20 protein-coding genes are annotated in these 19362 nt (G+C 66.3%); 5 read left to right on the forward strand and 15 right to left on the reverse strand.

Annotation, left to right across the window (positions count from 1 at the left end; genetic code table 11):
• Positions 1–20: 20 nt before the first annotated feature.
• Positions 21–458 (forward strand): PRC-barrel domain-containing protein, encoded by a 438-nt coding sequence (locus tag DVS29_RS14370; RefSeq protein ID WP_118181132.1) that lies wholly within the window; start codon positions 21–23, stop codon positions 456–458.
• 13 nt (positions 459–471) lie between these two features.
• On the opposite strand, the gene DVS29_RS14375 is transcribed toward DVS29_RS14370, so the two are convergent.
• The 4 genes from DVS29_RS14375 to DVS29_RS14390 form a co-directional block, all read right to left on the reverse strand.
• The gene (locus DVS29_RS14375; protein WP_118181133.1) at positions 472–1725 is read right to left on the reverse strand and encodes a DUF3443 domain-containing protein; all 1254 of its coding nucleotides are present in this window, start codon (positions 1723–1725) and stop codon (positions 472–474) included.
• Positions 1726–1735: 10 nt separating this feature from the next.
• Positions 1736–2182, reverse strand: a complete 447-nt coding sequence (locus DVS29_RS14380) for a DUF2844 domain-containing protein (RefSeq protein WP_118181215.1) — start codon at positions 2180–2182, stop codon at positions 1736–1738.
• A gap of 493 nt (positions 2183–2675) precedes the next feature.
• A complete protein-coding gene (locus DVS29_RS14385) occupies positions 2676–3755 on the reverse strand; it encodes a hypothetical protein (RefSeq protein ID WP_118181134.1) in 1080 nt (359 codons plus the stop codon).
• Positions 3756–3873: 118 nt separating this feature from the next.
• On the reverse strand, positions 3874–4089 hold the full coding sequence (locus tag DVS29_RS14390; RefSeq protein WP_118181135.1) for an FmdB family zinc ribbon protein: 216 nt from the start codon (positions 4087–4089) through the stop codon (positions 3874–3876).
• Positions 4090–4612: 523 nt separating this feature from the next.
• Between DVS29_RS14390 and DVS29_RS14395 the strand changes: the two genes are divergently transcribed.
• The 3 genes from DVS29_RS14395 (at position 4613) to DVS29_RS14405 (ending at position 6006) form a co-directional block, all read left to right on the forward strand.
• Complete coding sequence (locus DVS29_RS14395) at positions 4613–4816, forward strand: hypothetical protein (RefSeq protein WP_118181136.1); 204 nt, start codon at positions 4613–4615, stop codon at positions 4814–4816.
• A 171-nt stretch (positions 4817–4987) separates the two neighbouring features.
• A complete protein-coding gene (locus DVS29_RS14400; protein ID WP_118181137.1) occupies positions 4988–5371 on the forward strand; it encodes a tautomerase family protein in 384 nt (127 codons plus the stop codon).
• Positions 5372–5409: 38 nt separating this feature from the next.
• Positions 5410–6006, forward strand: a complete 597-nt coding sequence (locus DVS29_RS14405) for a TetR/AcrR family transcriptional regulator (protein ID WP_118181138.1) — start codon at positions 5410–5412, stop codon at positions 6004–6006.
• Positions 6007–6029: 23 nt separating this feature from the next.
• Here the strand turns inward: DVS29_RS14405 and motB are convergent, their stop codons facing one another.
• From motB to DVS29_RS14420, 3 genes are all read right to left on the reverse strand, one after another.
• A complete protein-coding gene (gene motB, locus DVS29_RS14410; RefSeq protein WP_118181139.1) occupies positions 6030–6992 on the reverse strand; it encodes a flagellar motor protein MotB in 963 nt (320 codons plus the stop codon).
• Positions 6993–7005: 13 nt separating this feature from the next.
• The gene (gene motA / locus DVS29_RS14415) at positions 7006–7875 is read right to left on the reverse strand and encodes a flagellar motor stator protein MotA (RefSeq protein WP_118181140.1); all 870 of its coding nucleotides are present in this window, start codon (positions 7873–7875) and stop codon (positions 7006–7008) included.
• A 283-nt stretch (positions 7876–8158) separates the two neighbouring features.
• Positions 8159–9067, reverse strand: coding sequence for a YihY/virulence factor BrkB family protein (locus DVS29_RS14420; RefSeq protein WP_118181141.1), 909 nt, complete (start codon positions 9065–9067; stop codon positions 8159–8161).
• A gap of 873 nt (positions 9068–9940) precedes the next feature.
• On the opposite strand from DVS29_RS14420, the gene DVS29_RS14425 reads away from it, so the two are divergent.
• Positions 9941–10669, forward strand: a complete 729-nt coding sequence (locus DVS29_RS14425) for a hypothetical protein (protein WP_205962451.1) — start codon at positions 9941–9943, stop codon at positions 10667–10669.
• Here the strand turns inward: DVS29_RS14425 and DVS29_RS14430 are convergent.
• The 8 genes from DVS29_RS14430 to DVS29_RS14465 all read right to left on the reverse strand — a co-directional run bounded on the left by DVS29_RS14430 (position 10652) and on the right by DVS29_RS14465 (position 19346).
• A complete protein-coding gene (locus DVS29_RS14430) occupies positions 10652–11323 on the reverse strand; it encodes an acyl-homoserine-lactone synthase (RefSeq protein WP_164707911.1) in 672 nt (223 codons plus the stop codon). The two genes, DVS29_RS14425 and DVS29_RS14430, sit on opposite strands and share 18 nt — an antisense overlap.
• Positions 11324–11529: 206 nt before the next feature.
• Positions 11530–12318 (reverse strand): LuxR family transcriptional regulator, encoded by a 789-nt coding sequence (locus DVS29_RS14435; RefSeq protein ID WP_205962452.1) that lies wholly within the window; start codon positions 12316–12318, stop codon positions 11530–11532.
• Positions 12319–12719: 401 nt separating this feature from the next.
• Entirely contained in the window at positions 12720–13712 is a 993-nt protein-coding gene (locus tag DVS29_RS14440; RefSeq protein ID WP_338069329.1) for a 3-oxoacyl-[acyl-carrier-protein] synthase III C-terminal domain-containing protein, read from the reverse strand.
• Positions 13643–14713, reverse strand: coding sequence for a 3-oxoacyl-ACP synthase (locus tag DVS29_RS14445; RefSeq protein ID WP_124800638.1), 1071 nt, complete (start codon positions 14711–14713; stop codon positions 13643–13645). Before DVS29_RS14445 ends, DVS29_RS14440 begins: the two co-directional genes overlap by 70 nt.
• Positions 14710–15363 (reverse strand): GNAT family N-acetyltransferase, encoded by a 654-nt coding sequence (locus tag DVS29_RS14450; protein WP_118181145.1) that lies wholly within the window; start codon positions 15361–15363, stop codon positions 14710–14712. The genes DVS29_RS14445 and DVS29_RS14450 overlap by 4 nt, the downstream gene beginning before the upstream one ends.
• Positions 15360–16478: an acyl-CoA dehydrogenase family protein gene (locus DVS29_RS14455; protein ID WP_118181146.1), complete on the reverse strand. Its 1119-nt coding sequence runs from the start codon at positions 16476–16478 to the stop codon at positions 15360–15362. Before DVS29_RS14455 ends, DVS29_RS14450 begins: the two co-directional genes overlap by 4 nt.
• Positions 16479–16512: 34 nt before the next feature.
• Positions 16513–17721, reverse strand: a complete 1209-nt coding sequence (locus tag DVS29_RS14460; protein WP_118181147.1) for a pyridoxal-dependent decarboxylase, exosortase A system-associated — start codon at positions 17719–17721, stop codon at positions 16513–16515.
• Positions 17718–19346, reverse strand: a complete 1629-nt coding sequence (locus DVS29_RS14465) for an acyl-CoA ligase (AMP-forming), exosortase A system-associated (RefSeq protein ID WP_118181148.1) — start codon at positions 19344–19346, stop codon at positions 17718–17720. Before DVS29_RS14465 ends, DVS29_RS14460 begins: the two co-directional genes overlap by 4 nt.
• Between the last annotated feature and the right edge of the window lie 16 nt (positions 19347–19362).

Below are 19362 nucleotides of genomic sequence, written 5' to 3' on the forward strand. Positions count from 1 at the left end.
CAGTGAAGAGGAGCAACGCGATGGGATGGGGCAAAGCAGTGTGGATTGCCGCGGCGTTCGCGGCGGGTAGCGCGGCGAATGACGCGGCGAATGCGCAGGTGGCGGGCACGCAGCCGCTGGGCGTGACGGTCCAGCAGTCGCAGGCGCTGCTGCAGGGCTGGAGCGTGAAGAAGAGCCTGCTTGGCAAGCCCGTGTACAACGATCAGAACGAGAAGATCGGTGCGATTCTCGATCTCGTGGTCGCGCCCGGCGGTTCGCTGTCGGCGGCGGTGATTTCGACGGGCGGCTTCCTCGGCATGGCGACGCACGACGTGGCGGTGCCGATCGATTCGCTCGACATCCGCAACGGCAACTTCTATCTGGCCGGCGCGACGAAAGATGCGCTGAAGGCGACGCCCGAATTCCAGTACAACAAGGTGCAGACGCCGCCGAAGCCGAAGAAGATCGAGGCGCAGTGAGCGCCTCGCCCGGTCAGTAAGCGACGTAGGGGCCGGCGCCGCCCGGCGTCGACTGCTGTTCGATCGCCACGTACACGTTGCGGCCGTAGAAGAACGGCAGGCCCCAGTCGAACACGTCGGACTGCACGTAGGCCGGACCCGCGAGCAGCGGCATCGCCGCGTCGCTGCCGTAGGTCTGCGACAGCGTCAGCGCATTGCCGACCTCGAAGTTCACCGCGCTGGTCGTGCCGTTCACGCCTTCGATCGTCGCGCCCAGCTGCTGCGTTGAAGCCGGACAATAGTACGCGTTGTCCGGGCTCGCGCAAGCGGGCAGCGCGCCCGTCTGGAAGAAGAGACCAGTCGAGCCGCTGTCCATGATGCTCGACGTGAACGTCGTGCCGTTCTGCACGGTCGTGAACACGCCCGTGTTCACATTCACGCCGATCACCTGCGCACTGCCGAGGCCGTTGTTGCTCCCGGTGCCGATGCCGAACACGAGCTGTCCGGTGACGCTCGCCTGCGCATCGCCGCTGACGGCGGGCAGCTCGAGGATCGAGCCGTTGTTGTCGGTCGTGAAGTACGGAATCGGGTTCGCGACCTGCAGCGATTCGGCGAGCGGAATCGACGTGCAGCTCGAGCCGCTGCAGCCGTAGTACGTGGCGGGCACGGCCTGCTGCGTGCAGTTGTAGCCGCAGTCGTGCCTGAACACGCCGATGCCGAGCACGCCGTTCGCCGCAAGCGCGGTGGGCGTGTTGCGCGACGCGCCGACGTTCGAGCAGTCGGTCGGCACCGGGCTGTAGCTCGGGTCGATCACCTGGATCGGCAGCGACGCTGCTTTTTCTCCACCCACCTTCAGGTCGGCGGTCCGCACCGGACCCCACGTGTAGCCATCGAAGAACTGCATGCATTCGGCGAGCGCATGGTTTGACGCATCCTGTTCCTGCGGCAGCGTCATGCCCGACGGCAGTTGCGATGCGAAGATGCGCAGCCCCCACGAGCCGGTGTCGACGAGCACGTGATCGATCGCCGTGCATTGCGACGTGCCGGGCGTGCACACGGTCACGCTGACGAACGGCATGTTCGGCACGTTGCTGATGCCGGAGTCGACCGTGACGGCCACCGCGTTCGCGGCGAGCGCGGTGGTTGCGGGAACCGCGGTCGTGGACTGCGTTGCGCCCGACGTGCTGGTCGTGGCGGACGAACCGCCGCCACCGCCGCCGCATGCAGCGACCATCAGCGAGAAGACGAGGGCAACGACAGGCGTGGCGAAGGATCGGAAGGTACGCATGATCGCTCCGTCACTGGATGGCATTCGCGTCGACGCCGGCAGGCAGCGACGGCGGCAGATACGCATGACCGGCGAACGCGCGAAGGTGCCCGCCGGAGACTACGACGAGGCTGTCGGTCGACACGCCTTCGTTCACGTGGCGGGTCGCGTTCGCGGCAACGTACGTGTCGAACGATGCGCCGAGCGTCGTCTTCAGGTCGGGCAGTGTGGGTCCATTCCACGCGACGCCGAACACCGCGCCCGCCGTCGACACGTATTCGCGTACGACGGTGCCGCCCGGCAGCGTGAGCGTATGCACGGCATACGCGGCCTGCGTCGTGACGGTGTGGGCGGTGGCGTGCATCGCAGCGGCATCGCTCGCGATGCTCGCGACGTTGCCCCCGAGCGTGGCGTGCGCGGGGATCGAAAGCGCACAGCTTGCCCCGAGCATTGCGATCGCAATGCCTGTTTGCAGCATCGATTTCAACTGGAGTCCTTCGCAGTGAGTGGCCTGTGAGGTCGTGCGATCGAATGCTCACGGGCAAAAAAACCAGGCACTTCTCAGGCTGCGAATCGAACTGCGCTGATGCCCGGGAAGTCGTTGTGAATGCGTCAACGGAGCCGGGCGGCGAAACTTTAGGGAAGGATTTGCGACGCTGCAATCGTTTGCGCGCAGTTTGAAAACATCACACGAAACGAGGTCGTTTGATTGAATCGGCAGTTCATTGCGCAAGGCCGGGCGCGCTATGGGCGGAGGGGCGCGACCGGCGTTCGGGTGCGTTTGAACTTGAACGTGTTGCGAAGCGCGGGCGCGCACAGAAAATCGTGTTCGCGAAAGGCGAGGTGTCCGGATTTTTAAGCGTTTTCTTCAAGCGTGTGCATCGCGTGCGTGCCTGAAGCACGCGTCGCTTCGCATGGCGCGTAATTGCACACTACGCGCGCCGCGAAGCGTCGTGCTGGATCGCGAGCCGCTAACGCCATAGCGCCGACAGTTCGTCGGCGAGCGCGAGCTTGCCGGCGATCAGCATTGCGATGTCGGCGGGCATGCGATGCGCGTCGGCATGCGCCGCGATGAACTGGCGCGCGGCGGCATGCACGCTGCGCATCGTTGCGCCATCGATGCCCTTGATGCGCGACGCGCTGCGCTTCGTTTCGTCGACCAGATTGCGCGCGCCGCTGAAGTCGGGCGCGACGCCTGCCTGATCGCGGAATGCCGTGCGTAGCGTCGCGACATAGTCGGCGCATTGTCCGATGCGATCCATGTCGACGGTCAGATCGATGCCGCCCGTCATGCGCGTGGCGGCCAGCGCCCACAGCGCAACGAATGCGCGATACGCGTGGCCGCCTTCAACGGTTCGCGCGTAGCGCTCGCATGCTGCCGCGTATTCGTCGACGGTCGTCATGGGTTCGGGCGGCAGGCGCACGCCGCACGCATCGATTGCACGCCGGACGTCGGGCTCGCGCTGATCGATGCCGAGTACACGGAACGGCGCGGCGACGAAGAACGGATTCGACCACTGCTGATGCAACTGCCAGCCGGACATGAACTGCGACACAGGATTGCGCATCACGCCGACGTGCATCGCGTCCGGGAACGCGGCCGCAAGCCACGGCAGCCGTCCCGACGTGCGGCAGAACTTGAGCACGGGCACCTTGTGCGCGTCGAGCGCGTGCCCGCACAGCTGACGCAGATACGCGTGCTGCGGCGGGAATTCGTCGTTGGGGACGGGCGCGAAGCGGTCGATGCTGAAGCGCTTGCGATAACCCGTCACGCCGCGCGCGTCCGGTTGCAGAAACGGCCGGTACTCGTCGTAGTAGGGCTTCTTCAGCGCGGGGTGGCCCGACGTCATCGCTGGCTGGATCACGTTGATGTCCGCGAGCTTCAGGTCGCCAAGCAGCGCGCTGAACGGCTCGTAGAACGCGGTGACGTGATCGAGCGCGCGCAGCCGCGACCATACCCACGTGCCCGCGCTGCGCCATCCGGTGTGCAGGAAAATGCCGCGGGCGGGCGAGCCGACCGGGTCAACCTGACCCTCTGGTTGCGAAGTCATGAATGCGGATGCCGTGGCACGTTGATCAAAGGTGCCAGTGTAAGGCGTGCCGCGTGGTGTGACGTTTGTCGCGCGCCGCGGGTCGTGCACCGCCAGCCGCGCGACCAGCGTTGCGCGACTAGCTGCAGCACGAGCAGCCGCCGCGATGCTGGAACCCGTACGAGCCGGCATCGTCGCCGGATGCGCTGGCGCTGCGCCGGATCTGCGCGCCGGTTTGCACGCGCCCGGCCTGCTCATGGCATTCGGGGCAGAGCGCGGGTTCGTCGCGCTCGGAGACGCGGCGCATCATCTCGAAGCGTCCGCAGTCGTCGCACAGGTACTCGTAAAGAGGCATGGTGTCCGGTGTGGTGAAGAGAGCAGGCTGCGGGCTGGGGGCAGTCCTTCCCGCAGTCCTTACATCAAGGATAGCCGAAGCGGAGCGCACGCGATGTGTGCCGTTGCGTCGCGAATCCGCAGGAATGCGCCGCGCGCGCGATTCGCGAAGTTATCCGCGCGCCGCGGATACGACCCCCGCGCGCGGCGAAGCGGCGAGGTTATCCACAGAAATGTGCGCCGGCGTGTGGATAAGGCGGTCCTTATGCACAAGGAAATGCAACCGTTACGCGGCTGGTAAAAAATGCGTGTAGCCCTTACACGCGGGGCTGGCGATGCGGCCCCGCCGTGTCGATCGCGAAGAAAGGCTGGGAAATGTTTTCGTTACTTCGCCGGGTCTCAAGGTTCGCGGTGTATCGACCGTTATCGTGAACTCAGGCGGATGTCACGCCGCCGTCACGACGATGCACCGACACCGGAATCCGTTCCGGCCGCAGGCGATTCGTACGACCTTCGCCGATGCCGCAACGACAGGAAAACTGCAGATGAAACTCGACCAATTCTCGAACGACCGTTCCGCGGAACTGCGTGCATGGGTGCATCTGTGGATCAGCGAAGCCTCCCGCACGGGGCTCGCGACGACCCCGCGCGCGTTCGACGATGCGACGCTTACGCGCGCGCTCGCGCTGCAGCGCTACGGCCTCGATCCGGTCGATGCCGCATCCCGTCTGTTCGGCACGCTGCATTGAGTGGTCACTGAGTGGTGACTGAGTGGTCACCGAGCGGCTACCGGGTCGCCACCGGTCACCTCCGGCCGCGGTCGCGGTCAGATAAATGTCATCCATCATCTATTGAATAAATGACGGTCATCATCTATGCTGGTTGCAGCCGTTTCGTCTGCCCACCAGTGAGGAGCCGTCATGCCATTCGTCCGTATCGAGCTTGCCGAAGGTCAATCCGCCGAATACCGCAGCGCCGTGGCCGATGAGGTCTACAACGCGATGCGCGACACGTTGAACGTGCCGGAGAACGACCGCTTCGTGGTCGTGAGCGAGCACTCGCCGAACGACATCATCGTCGATCGAACCTACCTCGGCATCGAACGTTCCGCGCAATGCGTGCTGATCCAGATCACGCTGAACGCGGGGCGCAGCCTGGACATGAAGCGCGCGTTCTACAGGGCGGTCGCGGACCGTCTGAACCAGCGCGTCGCGCTGCGTCGGGAAGACGTGTTCATCAATCTCGTCGAGGTGGCGAAGGAAAACTGGTCGTTCGGCAACGGCGAAGCGCAGTACGCTACCTGAGCGCCCGCCTGGCGTCACCACACTGGCAGGAGGTCACGATGCCACGCGTATCGCGCGAGCAGACCGACAGGAACCGGGAACTGATCGAGGCCGCGTCCGCGCGCCTCTTTCGCGAGCGCGGCTTCAACGGCGTATCGGTCGCGGACATCATGGCGTCCGCGAATCTCACGCATGGCGGCTTCTACGGCCACTTCGACTCGAAAGACGAACTCGCGTCGGTCGCCTGCGAGCGGGCGTTCGACGCGGCGCTTGCGCGCTGGCAGTCGTTCGTCGAAGCGAATCCACTGGAGCAGGACTTCGTCGCCGCGCTCGCCGCGCATTACTTCAATCGCAGGCAGTGCGACGAGCCGGGCACGGCGTGTCCGGTGATCTCGCTTGCTACGGATATCGGCCGTGAAAGCGACGACAAGCCGGTGCGCGGCGTGTACACGCGTGGCGTGAAGGCGATGGTGGAGATGCTGCTGTCGTTTTCTCACGCGCGCCGCACGAAGCGCGCGCGGCGCGCGGCGCTCGCGAAGCTGTCGCTGCTGGTGGGCGCGGTGACGCTCGCGCGCGCGATGCACGACGATCCGCTATCGGATGAGATTCTCGAGGCGGCGCGCGAACATCTGCGCGCCACTGTCGATGAGGATTGAACGCGGGCCGGTCGCGGCCGCGATCAGGACGCTTTGTGCACCGCCGGCAGCAGCTTCTGCGCGACCGTCGGAACCACTTCGCTTGCGGGGGCTGCGCCCTTCGCATCGCCCACTTCCGCACGACCGCCGTCCTGGAAGAACGCCTGCTCCGCGGCCTTGTTCAGCACGAGGATGCTGATGCGCCGGTTGGTCGGCTCATCGGCCACATTGCGATCGAGCGGCTGCACGTCGGCGAGGCCGCGCACCTGCAGCAGCTTGTCTTCGTGCATGCCGCCGGCGACCAGTGCGCGCCGCGCTGCATTCGCGCGTTCGGACGACAGCTCCCAGTTCGAGTAGCCGGCCGGTCCCTGCTGATACGGCACGGAGTCGGTGTGGCCCGCGATCGAGATGCGGTTGTCCACGTCGTTCAACGTCGAGCCGATCTGCGACAGGATCGTCGTCGCGTAGCCTTCCATCTTCGAGCTGCCCGATGCGAACATCGGCCGGTTCTGCGAATCGACGATCTCGATGCGCAGGCCTTCGTTTGTGATCGAGATGCGGATCTGATCCTTGAAATCGCGCAGGATCGCGCTGGTCTGGATCAGCGCGTTGAGCTTGTCCTTCAGTTGCTGCAGACGCGACAGGTCGGCGGGCACCGGCGTCGTGACGACGTCCGCGCGCGGAGGCGTCGGCTGCGCCTGGGTGCGCTTGCCCTCGCCTGGGCGCGTGTCGGAGATGTCGCGGCCGCCGCCGTTGATCACGTTCGGACGCGAGACCGACGTGCCTTCAGGGCCGCCCATCAGGCTCGAGAGCGGCGCGTTGAAATAGTCTTCGATGCCCTGCTTGTCGAACTTCGAGGTCGAGCCGAGCAGCCACATCAGCAGGAAGAACGCCATCATCGCGGTCACGAAGTCCGCGTACGCGATCTTCCACGCGCCGCCATGGTGACCATGCTCGTGGTCGCCTTTCCTGCGACGTACGATGATCGGTGTTTTCTGATCGGCCATCACGCAGCTCCGCTCAAGCCGACTTCGGCATCTTGGTGGCGCGCACCGCGTCGTCGAGCTCCTGGAAGCTCGGACGGTCGGCGGTGAAGAGCACCTTGCGGCCGAATTCGACGGCGATCGGCGGCGCGTAACCGCCGAGCGACGCGAGCAGCACGGCCTTCACGCACTGATACGGCTTCGCTTCCGCGCGGCCCTTCGCGTTCAGCAGATCGGCCACCGGACCGATGAAGCCGTACGCGAGCAGAATGCCGAGGAAGGTGCCGACGAGCGCGCCCGCGATCATCTCGCCGAGCACGGCCGGCGGCGCGCCGACCGAACCCATCGTGTGCACGACGCCCATCACCGCGGCGACGATGCCGAATGCGGGCAGGCCGTCCGCCATTTTCTGGATCGCGTTCGCGGCAACCGACGCTTCCGCGTGGTGCGTCGACAGCTCTTCGTCCATCAGGTCCGTCATCTCGTGCACGTTCACGTTGCCGCCCGACATCATGCGCAGATAGTCGACGATGAAGTCGAGCAGATGGTGGTCGTGCAGCACGTGCGAATATTTCTGGAAGAGCGCGCTTTCCTCGGGCGCAGAGACGTCCGCTTCGAGCGACATCATCCCTTCCTTGCGCGCCTTCTGCAGCAGTTCGTAGAGCAGCGCGATCAGTTCGAGGTATTTCTCTTTCGTGTAGCCGCCGCCTTTGAACATCGTCGGCAGCGCCTTGATGGTCTTCTTCAGCGTGCTCGTCGGGTTGCTGACGACGAACGCGCCAATGGCCGCACCGAAGATGCACAGCAGCTCGAAGGGCTGGACGAGCGCTGCCAGATGGCCGCCGACCCCCATGAAGCTTCCGATCACGGAGCCGATCACGATGACCCAACCAATTGCGACGAACATGCTTTTTCCCCCAGAGAGCGCGGATGCTTTCAGGCCAGGCACGATGTCGCTCACGGGTGCTGGCCGCCAGGATGTAGTAACGGCTGGGGACCACCGATGCTGAAGTGGCAGGCGCATTGAATCCGGATATTTTTTCCGAATTTATTTTGATGTCGGCGCTAAAGTTCTCTTGCGTGGGAAAAAATACCGGGATTTTGTGAGGATTGGAAAGATCTGAATCTGGCGAATCAGGGTTAACACAGAGTCCGATTATCGATAAATGAATCGATGTAAAACGTTTGCGTCAGAAAGCCCCGGTTCTGAACTGGCGAGGCCGGTCAATGCGCTGTCCGCTCGCGAGAAGTTCATATTCTGCGATCAGCTGCGCACCGAACAGCAGCAGCATGGCGAGAATCTCGAGGCTGAGCAGCACGACGATCGCCGTCGTGAGCGAGCCGTAGACCACGCTCACCTGCGACAGCGTTGCGAAGTACCAGACGAGTACATGTCGCGTGATCTCCCACAGGATCGCGGCGAACACGGCGCCGAAGAAGGCGTGACGCAGCGCGGGCCGGCCCACGGGGATCACCAGATAGATCGACGTCAGGACGAAGATCTCACCGGCCACACCGAGTGCGTACAGCACCGCGCGCGCGAGACCGACGAGTGGCATCCGGTAGCCGAACAGGTCGATGCTGTCCGCGCCGATTGCCTGCAGCGCGCTCGATACCAGCGTCACCACGAGCACGCCAGCGCAGAGGCACAGGCTGTAGCAGTAGGGAAGGATGGCGGAGACCAGGAAGTGACGCCGGCGGATGGCCACCCGGTGCACAAAGATCACTGACATTGCGTTCTCGAGCACCGTGAACGCGAGCGAGCTGAAGAAGACCATTGTCACGAACAGGAACCAGCCGATTGCGGTGCGATGCACGAGAAAGCTCGCGAGCTCGCCCACGATTGCCTGTGCCTGGCTTGGCACCAGCCATTCGAGCAGGCGCGTGAGTGTGGAAAACAGCAGCGCGCGGCTCACGACGTGTGACAGGCCGATCACGACGAGAATCAGCAGCGGCACGATCGACAGCAGCGCGTAGTAGGCGACCGCGCCCGCGAGCAGGAAGCCCTGGTTCGCGCGGAACGCCTTCATCGCGTTCAGCATGAAAGTCGCGGGATGCAGCGCCACTGCGCGCATCGCACGGGCACGGAACAGCTGCATGGCATCTTTCCTTGAGGTTCGACAGGGTACTGTGCTGCTGCGCCGGCGTGTCGGACCGGCGCGCGTCCTGTCGTGGGGTGGACTGTCTACGGTAGCCGTCTGTGTGCGCAGGGGCAAGCGACGTGCCCATCGGTCCCGCCGGCGCGCCGGGCAGCTCCCGGCCGGTCCGTCCGGGCAAGGCGCGAGGAATGTGAAGTTCCTCCGTTCGAGGCGAAAGTCTGCCCGTGGCTGCCTGGCGGGCTGCCGTCCGGGTTCAGGGTGCAGGGATCTGGAGAGAACGTTTCAGGGGATCGGGGTTTCATGGCGATCCCGTGGCGCTCTGATGTGGACGGAGCCGCTCAGCCTCGATTCCCCGGAATCCGCATCGCATGGTTCATGTGCGACCCGGCCGCTGCAATGCGCGACAGCAGTGAGCGCGGCAGACCATTCGAACAGTCGGGAAGGCGAACGGCCTGCAGGCGTTTGTACCCATCCGGCGACGTTGCAGATGAAAGGGCTGCCGGCATGGGATGGGGACAATGGGGATATCCCGGCGCGAGCGGCACGGCTGCTATCCGGCGTCGCCGGTTTGATCCCCCGCTGGTCGAACTGCGCAGGATTACCGGATCGCGTCCCTGCAGCAACGGGATCCGCACCCTGTGAGGTTTTCCAGTTGACGACGCAACCATCCCGCGGGAAAACGTAACGGTCCGGCAGACAGCGGGCATGGCGCGGGTGCGAATCGATGCTGCAATGGTCCCCCGTTTCTCCACGCACCAGGCCGGCGCCGTCCGGATGGCAGTCGATGACCGGCGCATCCACCGGCACATGTCTCGATAGTGTCCAGCGTGCCATACGGCGCGAGGACCGGGTGCCTTCATTGGGAGAGCTGTCATGAGCGGGTCCGGAAACAGGTGCGAGGCGTCTGCCAGTGAACGGGACCAGAGGCCTGACGGTGCAGCGCAGCTTCTCGCGCTGCGCGTGCAGCAGGCCGAAGCCGAAGCAGCCAGGCTCACGCTGCTCCTGAAGCACAGGGAGCAGCAGCTGGGCGAGCTGCGCATGGCGTTCGCGCATTCGGCGACGCTGCACTACTGGGCGCAGGAACGGCTTGAACGTGAACTGGAGATGTTCAGGGCACCTGCACGCACGGCGCAGGGCACGGATGAGGACACGGGTCAGGACACGGGTCAGGACACGATGCCTGCTGATCGGCGGGAGGACCTGCAGGCGGACGACGCCGGTGGCGTGCTTGTCCGGCTTCCGTACATGACCACAGTGCTCACGGTACTGATCGATACGATGCGCACCTACTGGGCCGGATGCGACCGCAACAGTGCGCCGAAATCTTCGACCGTTGCAAGAGCGCTCGATGAGCGCCTGAACCTGCGCTCCCAGGCCGATGGCAATGCATCGCGAAGCGCCCAGGCCTACGCTGCCGCAATCCGTCCCGACTGGGTGAAGGAGGACGATCACCGTCACCACAGACGCTGCCTGCGGCATGCCGTGACCTGCGCAGGGGTGGGTACGGCGGATGGTGCATGTACAGGGACGCCGCGCGCTGTTCCGTTGTGTGCCGGCATTGCGGCATGCGAGGGTGAACGGGGCTCACGTGGCGCCCCCTAGGGATTGCGTGACAGGTGCGGCGCATGCCGGCGGCCACGGACCGAACCAGTGGACCGAGCCCAGCAGTTCTTCAGGGTCACAGTGAAGCCGGGCAAACGTGGCGGGTACGATATTGACTGCGCAGGCCTGGACCGGTGCGCAGGCTGGCGCATCGGGCTGCAGCGGCTCCAGTTCGAGTCCGGCACGGCGGTACAGGCGCGCAACCGCCGGTGTGAGGACACCAACGATCCGGTTCGCGCCGAACGAGCGGGCAAGTGCGAGAGCGCTCGCAAAAAGTGAGATCCCGCCGCCGCTTTCCTTCGCACCGGTGCATCCGCGCGATGGTGTCGCGGCCAGGCGGGAGAGCTCCCACGTGCGGGGCGACACCGGGGAGGCGCCCGGGGCGGCCAGATCTGCAAAGACCTCGCGCAGCAGGTGGCGACCCGTGGTCGGCATGAGTCTCGCACAGCCGCACACCTGCCCGCTGGCATCCAGGGCTGCCAGCTGGATCGCGACCGTGCTGTCGAACTGGTCCCATTCCACGGCCCCGGTCCTGTCCGCCAGTGGCAGGCGCCAGCCGAGGCGCTCGACGAAGACCTGGTACCGGTAGGCGCCCAGCCTGCTGGTGATAGCGGAGGGCAGGTCATTCACTGTGCCTGCAACGATGACTGTCACGGCTTTCTCCTGTCGTGTCGACGTTATCCGAAAGCCCGAAGGTAGCGGGATGGGCGGTGCACCTGAACTGGCAGGTTTCGGGGGTTGCGTGCGGCCATCGACTGGCGCAAAGCCGTCAGCACGGGCAGGGACCGGGGCGTGGCCGCGGGGTCGCGGTACGCCCGTACGGTGCGCCCGCGTGAGGCATCAGGCGCGTGTGGCACGCATCAGAGCCGGATGAGTCCGAGCACCGCCGCCTGGACAGCTGCCGCTGTACGGCTGTTGACGCCGAGCGCCTTCATGGCACCGGTGATGTGATATTCGACTGTGTGGCTGGACAGGCCGAGCAGCTGGGCGATGGCCCAGGATGACTTGCCGCGGGCCACCCAGGTGAGGCACTCGCACTGCCGGGGCGTCAGGTGGCCGGGCGCGGCGTCGTTGCCGAGCTGCGCGAGGCGCTGGAATTCGAAGTGAAACTGCGTACCGAGAAGATAGGCGAGGCGCTGTCTTGCCATGCGGCTCACGACGGCGGTCGGCGCAGCAAGGTTGACAAGCAGGATGCCTCCCGCGGGCTGATGGATGGGTATGCTGATCCCGTCCGGCAGCCCGGCTTCCGAGGCCTCATCGAGCAGACGCTGTTCCCGGGCTGTGAGGCTCATGATGCTGCGCCACCTGTAGGGCGTGGTGAAGGACTGCGCGGCGCGATGCACCGGGTCAATCTGTGCGTAGTGGTGCTGCAGGTAGTGCTGTGCCCACCCGTCGGGATAGTGCCCGCAGATGATCTCGATGTGTGATTCGCGGCTCGCGGCTGCAGGGCTGCGCGTGATGCGGCTGACCACGTGGTGGGCAAAGCCCAGCGCGCGCGCTGCGTGCGCAAAGGAGATGGCAAGCTCGGACACATCCGCGGTGCCCGCAAACGGCATCGCGATGGCGGAAAGCAGCGTGCGCGCGACGCCGGGCCCATCGGGACGGCCGCGACGGGCCGCAGGCGCGCGGCGCCGGTTGAGTCTGTTCATCGCCGCACCTGTATGCTGGCGGCAGGCCTGATGCCAGCCGCGGGTGATCCGGAATGGATGAAACCCATTGCGGACACGCTGTTATGCGACGCTCCTGCGCATCACACGTAACGTTGCGCGATGCCTGCCACCGGGGTTGTACGGTGACGCCCTGCGGCGTGACGCCACGGGGCGCCACGCATAACCCGTCCTCCAGCTGATTCTAGGGCGGCACGCCGCAGATGACGACATGATGACGCTTACCGTTCGTTTCATGATGTGCAGTCCTGACTGTATGTACATACGTGTGCCGTCCAGGCTGGCGCAGCATGTGCGGGATGCAGGGCGCGATGCACGTTCGCTGGCATGGCAATGGTCTGCCGGGGCCGTATGCCCGGGCAGGTGCGCGACGGGATTCAACGTCAGTGCAGCAGCAGTGCTGCAGCCGAGAAACCGCCTACACCGCTGGCGAAGAGCAGGACCGGCTCACCATGCTGCAGCGAGGTACAGTCGCGCAGGTTGATGAGCGCATCGCTGACGCTTGCATGCCCGATGCGCGCGAAGTTTGCGACGTAAAGGCGCTCCGGGGGGATATCCAGCGATGCAAGCAGCCGTCGCCATCCTGGCAGGTCCAGGTGATGAGGCAGCACGCGCCCGATGGCGTGGGGCTCGAGGCCTGCCTGTGCGCACACCTGCCGTATCAGCGCACGCGCATCGAGCAGTTCCTGTGCGGCGCGCAGTGGATGAACGGGCGCAAGCGCGCCTCGCCAGTCGTCTGCGCGGGTGTGGGTGGCCAGTGCTGCGAGCCGGTTCGCGGGCGTATTGCGCGCGATGAGCGCAGCGGCTGCGCCATCGCTCATCAGTCCCGCACCGTTGACTGACCGGTCCGGTTCATACGGCATTGCATCCGCACCGACGAGCAGCACGCGGGCAAGCGCGGGGCGCGCGGCGAACATCGCGCGGATGATGCGCAGCGCGGCAAGGAGCGAGGCGCAATGCTGCTGCGAGAACGAAAACGCTTCGGCACGCGCGAGCCCGCAATGGCAGCACAGCAGGCGGGGCAATGACAGGGGCGGTGGCGCGACGCTCATCTGCAGCGTGTGCGTGTAGACGAGACAGTCGATCGACGCGGGTTCGAGGGCGGTCTCATCGAGCAGCGTCTTCACGGCCGTTGCTGCCATCGTCAGGACGCTTTCACCCGCAGCGTCGCGATAAAGGTGCGCGCCTGCGCGCCCGAGCTGCATCGCATGGTGCCGGGGCGCTCCGGTGCGGGCGGCCCATCCGGAGACATCCCGCACGCCTCCTGGCAGGTAGTACGCCGCGTGGGCGATACCGATCTGTGGCTTCATGGGCAAGGCGCTGTGGGGCAGGCAATCCACTGACCGGGCGCTCCCTGCACCTGTAGCAGCGAGCATCCTGCAAAGCCGCCGGGCCCGATTCCCCAGGCGAGCACAAGGCTGCCTGCGGGCAGGGCCTGTGCGCGGGGCAGTCCCGAAAGACGCACGATGATGTCGGCTGCCCCGAGGTAACACGACGGTGCGCTACCCGGAGAACATGCCATGAGCTGCGGATAACGCAGGACCGTACCCGCCGGGAAGAGGGCGACCGGGTGCCCGGTTGTGTGCGTGATCATCGAGGTGCTGAGGCGGTGCTGCGAGAGGAGCGTGTCGATCAGTCTGGCGAGCACTGGTGCAAAGGCGGCGGGCGCAACGGGCCAGTCCTGCGCTGCAGGTGTGGCGGGCGCCAGCGTCTGCGTCACGGTGCCGAGTACGCGAAGTCCGCGGCCCTCGCGCGGGCCGCGCTCAAGAAGCAGCGCACCTGCGCCGTCTCCATGCATGAGTGATCGTGGCACCTGCCGGCTGAACGGGGGCCGCCATTTCTCGGCCGCCACGATGAGGACTGCGTCAGACGCGGGCTCCGCCACGAAAAGGTCGCAGGCGAGCCGCAGCGCGGTGAACACCGATGCGCCCTGCTGCTGCGACAGCGCAAAGGCAAACGGGGTGCCTGCGGCGAGCGAGCCCAGGCGTCCCGCGGTGGTGGTGGAGACGTGCTCGTTCAGGCAGCTGTGGCAGAACATGATGACGTCCGGCGCGGGCGCACGGCGCTGACGCCCGGTGAGGATGATGCCTGCGGCGCGCGCAGCGAGTCCCGAAAGATCGTCACCGGATTCAACAGGAACCGGGCCCTGGTATGCGCTGCCGCACGCGTTGCCACTGCCGTTGCGCGTGTGTCCGTGGCCGCGCGCGGGGCCGTCCGGATGACCGGTACGGTATGCGTCGAACCAGGGGCGCCAGATTGCGGGTGCCCATCCTGCGGGCGCGGTGCGGGCGAGCTCACGCGCGATCCTGTTCCACCGGCGCTGCGTCACTGCGGGCGGGACGTGCGTGGCGAGTGCGGTGATGACTGGCGTGTTCATGCGGAGCACGACGTCCACCGCCCGTCGTCGAGCTCGGCGGGCACGAGGTCATAGAGGATCCTGCCCACGTACTGTCCGTCAAGCCGGTGGCAGTACCGCTGCAGGCCAATGCGTCGAAAGCCGACGCGCGTGAGGAGGCGCTGTGAACGCACGTTGCACTCCACGGCCCAGGCCGAGACGCTGCGCAGCCCGTACTGCTTGAAGACCTCACGAAGGATGCACACCGATGCGTCGCAGGTGATGCCGGGGCGGGCATGGCACAGCGGATCGCGCAGTACCCAGAACGAGCCACTGGCAAACGGATGCGTGACGTCGTTTACGGCGACAAGGCCGCACGCTTCGGCCCGGGGCGCCTCACCGAACACACGCAGGTAATGCCGCCCGCCCAGGAGCATGGCCCGCAGGGCGTGCATGGGCAGGCTTTGCCGACCCTGACCGAAATCGAACCACTGGTTCGCCGCGGGGTTCGCGAACCACGCCTCGATGGCCACCAGATCGTCGCCTGCAGGTTCACGAAGCCAGCAGTGCCCGGCTGCACGGACCGTGGCAGAAGGGGAGGCAGACAGCGTGGCAGAAGGCGTGGGGGAGGCCACTGGTGACGCGCGCGCGGGTCTGGGCCCGGCGCTGCCCGGGTGTGGAGCGCACTTCATGGCGAGCCTGCCCGCGCAGCGCCCGCAGCACGCGTACACAGCGCGTCTGCCGAGAGCAGCAGCAGGTTCGCCAGCGGCGGAACCTGCTGGAACCACGCAGCCGCAGGCAGGCCTTCGACGTAGCCGTGAGCGCCACAGAGCTGTACGAGCTCTCGGGTAGTGGCGACCGCTTCAAGCGCGACGTGCCGGAACACCTGCGGTGCGAGACACGCACGTGTGGCGCCGGCTGCTGCGCTCACGCTGCGCAGGAAAAGGGTGCTCACGTGTGTGGCGACCAGCATGTCGGCGAGCCGGGCGGCAACCAGCTGCTGTGCTGCAAGTGGCCTGCGGAATGCGTGGCGGGTGGTGGTGTGGTCGAGCGCAAGCGCGACGGCCTGCTGCATGGTACCGGCAAGCAGTGCGCAGAGGTACGAGCCGGTCTCGGTGAGCCACTCGCGCACGGGCGGCGCATCGTCCGCCGGTGCAGCGAGCGCCTCGCATCGCGAGAGACCTGCCTGGCTCACCTGCAGCCGCTCGAGGGCGAGCGCCCCGACCGAGGCAACGGGATGCCGGTGCGTGACGGCCCTGGTCCAGTCATCGCCGGTGGCGAGCACCAGACGGCAATCGCCGGATGCGCCGGATGCGCCGGACGTGCGGACCATGGCAAACCCTGCGGCGTGCTCGTGCAGCTGCAGCCGCCACAGCGTGCACGCATGCGCGCCCGGTACGGTGAGGCTCACGGATGTGGTGCCGTCGAGATAGCTGCGCATGTCCGGTGCCGCCAGACGGTGCAGGGCATCATGGGCGCGCAGCACGAGGAGCGCGGGCACGCTGAGCGTGAGCAGCGCGGCGCTGTCCAGTGGACCGTGTGCGAGCTGCTCGATCACGGCGTAGAGGGCCTCCTGGCTGACACCTGCTCCGCCTGCCGTGACTGGCAGTATCAGCGCGTCAAGGCCGAGTGCCGCTGCGAGGCGCGCGCTCCGGGCGCGACTGTGCGGCTGTGCAGGCACGGAGAGCAGCGGGATGAGGTGCTCGCGCGCAAGGCGTCCTGCTGCGTCACGCAGCAGCTGCTGGTCCTCACCCGGTGCGCGTATGGGCGGGGGCGTGATGGCGGGGCGGTTCTGGCAGTGGAGCATCGCGGGCCTCCAGGCGGCAAGGCGGGTTACCGGTTCAGACGAGCATCTCGACCGGGGGCGGGTGTCCGAGGAAGTCGCCCGGACTTGCCGAGCGGCCGTACGCGCCGGACTGGAGGACGACCACGAAGTCGCCAATCTCCGCGACAGGCAGCATCACGTCGTGTGCGATGCGATCCAGTGGCGTGCAGAGGCAGCCGACCACGCTGCAGCGCTCAAGCCTGTGGCTGTGCGTGCGCTGCGCGAGCACGACCGGATAGTTGCGGCGAAGCACCTGGCCGAAGTTGCCTGAAGCGGCGAGGTGATGGTGCATTCCGCCATCGGTCACAAGGAACGTCTGGCCGCCGGAGATCTTGCGGTCAATGACGCGGCACACGTAGATGCCGGCTTCCCCGGTCAGGTAGCGACCCAGTTCGATCACGGCCTGTGTGCCCGGCAGCTGTTCGCGCAGGCGGGCGTGCCACGCGTGCATCGCAGTGCCTACCGCATGCAGGTCGAGTGCGCGCTCGCCGGGGAAATACGGGATACCAAAGCCTCCGCCGAAGTTGATGAAGCCTGGTGCGCCGGCCAGGCCGGCGCACAGCCGCGTGATCATCGCGAGGCTCTGCTCCTGCGCCTCGATGATGGTTGGCGCGTGCAGGCACTGCGAGCCCCAGAACACGTGAAAACCCGCGAGGGTGAGATCCTGCGCGACGACGGCATCGAGCAGTGCGGGCACCTGCGCGGCGTCGACTCCAAAGGGACCGGCGCTGCCGCCCATGCGCATGCCGCTGCGACCGGGGCTGAAGTCAGGATTGACCCGGATGGCGATGCCGGGGCGTACGCCCAGCTCCCAGCCAAGCGCTGCGACGTGGCGCAGCTGCGTAACCGATTCGACGTGGATGGGCACGCCTGCTGCCACGGCACGCCGCAGGTCCTGCAGGGATTTTCCCGGTCCGGCAAATCCCACCTGCTGCGGCGACACGCCAGTGTCCAGCGCGAGCGCCATCTCCGCAGCCGAGGCGACATCGAATCCGTCCACGCAGCCGGCAAGCAGCTGGACGACTGCCGGCATCGGATTGGCCTTGACCGAGTAGTGCAGCTGCGTCCCTGCAGGCAACGTATCGCGCAGCAGACGTACGCGCGCCTCGATGGCGCTGCGCCCGTAGGCAAAGAACGGGGTCTGGCCGGCGCGGGCAGCGAGGCGCCGGAGGTCAGTGCCACTGATCCAGGGTGCAACATGTGCGTTGTCCGCTTGTGCAGTCATGGCCGGGCCTCTCCTGAAGCAGTCGGGCGCTCACGCAGCATGGCGCGCAGCGCGCTGCGGTCGAACTTGCCGTTTGGATTGCGCGGCAGGCGTGCACAGACGACGAAATGCGCCGGAACCATGTAGGGCGGCATGTGATGGGCACACCAGCTGCGCAGTGCCTGCGGGTCGAATGATTCGGGCGAAGCCGGCGTGAGAAGCAGGGTGATCACCTCGCCGAGTGCTTCATCAGGAGTACCGATCGCTACGGCTTCGCTCACGAGCCCGCTCGCGTGGACTGTTTCCTCCACTTCCTCGGGGCTCACCCGGTAACCCGACGTCTTGATCTGGGCGTCCTGGCGCGCGACAAAGTACAGGAAGCCCTCCGCGTCGCGCCGCACCAGATCGCCTGACCAGACCGCCTGGGCGGGCGATGTGCCACCCGGGCCAGGTTCCGGTGATGGCCGGTAGCGCAGTGCAGTGTGTGCGGGGTCATTCCAGTAGCCAGGCGTGACGAACGCGCCGGTATGGACGAGCTCACCGGTCTCTCCCGGCGCGCAGGGCGTGCCGTCCTCATGCACAACGAGCACGCGGGCATTGGGCACGGCCTTGCCGATCGATCCGGGACGCCGGTCGATTTCGGCCGGTTCGAGAAAGGTCGAACGGAACGCTTCGGTCAGGCCGTACATCAGGCAGGGTGCCGCCTGCGGAAAGATCTCACGCAGCCGCCCGAGAACGGCAAGCGGCAGGTGTCCACCGGTATTTGCGAAGTAGCGGATCTGCCTGCGTGCGGTATCTGGCCAGTCTGCGCGCGCAAGCTGCATCCACAGCGGAGGCACGCCCGTGATGGCCGTCACGCCCTCGTGCTCGCATGTGGTGGTGACGTCGCCGGGTGTCAGATAGTTGAGCAGTATGGGCGTGGCCCCGGCGGCCCAGGCCGAGGTGAGCTGGCTCAGGCCGGCATCGAAGCTCAGTGGCAGCACGGCGAGAATGCGGTCAGCGGCCGTGTGCTGCAGATAGTGCGCGACGCTCCATGCGCCTTCGAGCAGGTTGCGGTGGGTGACCATGACACCTTTGGGCAGACCCGTTGAGCCAGACGTATAGAGGATGGCGGCAAGATCGGTATCGATGCCGCCCGCAGCGGCTGCCGGCAGGCGCGAGGGTTCATCGGCTGCACCCGTGCGCGTGGGTGCTGGCCATGGGTAGAGGGTAGCGGCACAGGCTGGCTGCATGGATGGACTGGAGTGTGAACCGTCTGGTGGATCGACTGCCATCACGGCGGGCACGACCAGCGACGCTTCGCTCTCCAGAATGCGGGCGCGCTCACGGGTAGTCACAAGACATCGCGCCCCGCAGTCGCGCAGGATATGCGCAACCTGTCGCGGCCTGAGCAGCGCATTGACCGGGACCGACACGCAGCCCGCCGCCGCGCTGCCAAGGAGCGCGACGACGGTCTCGACACGTTTGTCCAGAAAGATGGCAACGCGTTCGCCAGGGGAGATGCCATATCCGGCAAGCGCTTCGCCGAACGCACGGGCGTGGCAGGAGAGGCCAGCGTACGTAATGCGTGTGCGCCCCGAGATCAACGCTGTGGCGTGCGGCGAATGCCGGGCAACTGTTTCAACCAGATCGAGGATGTTTCGCATGTCTGTCTCCGCACTG

The organism is Paraburkholderia phosphatilytica (assembly GCF_003443895.1).
In the GTDB taxonomy this organism is placed as follows: Bacteria; Pseudomonadota; Gammaproteobacteria; order Burkholderiales; family Burkholderiaceae; genus Paraburkholderia; species Paraburkholderia phosphatilytica.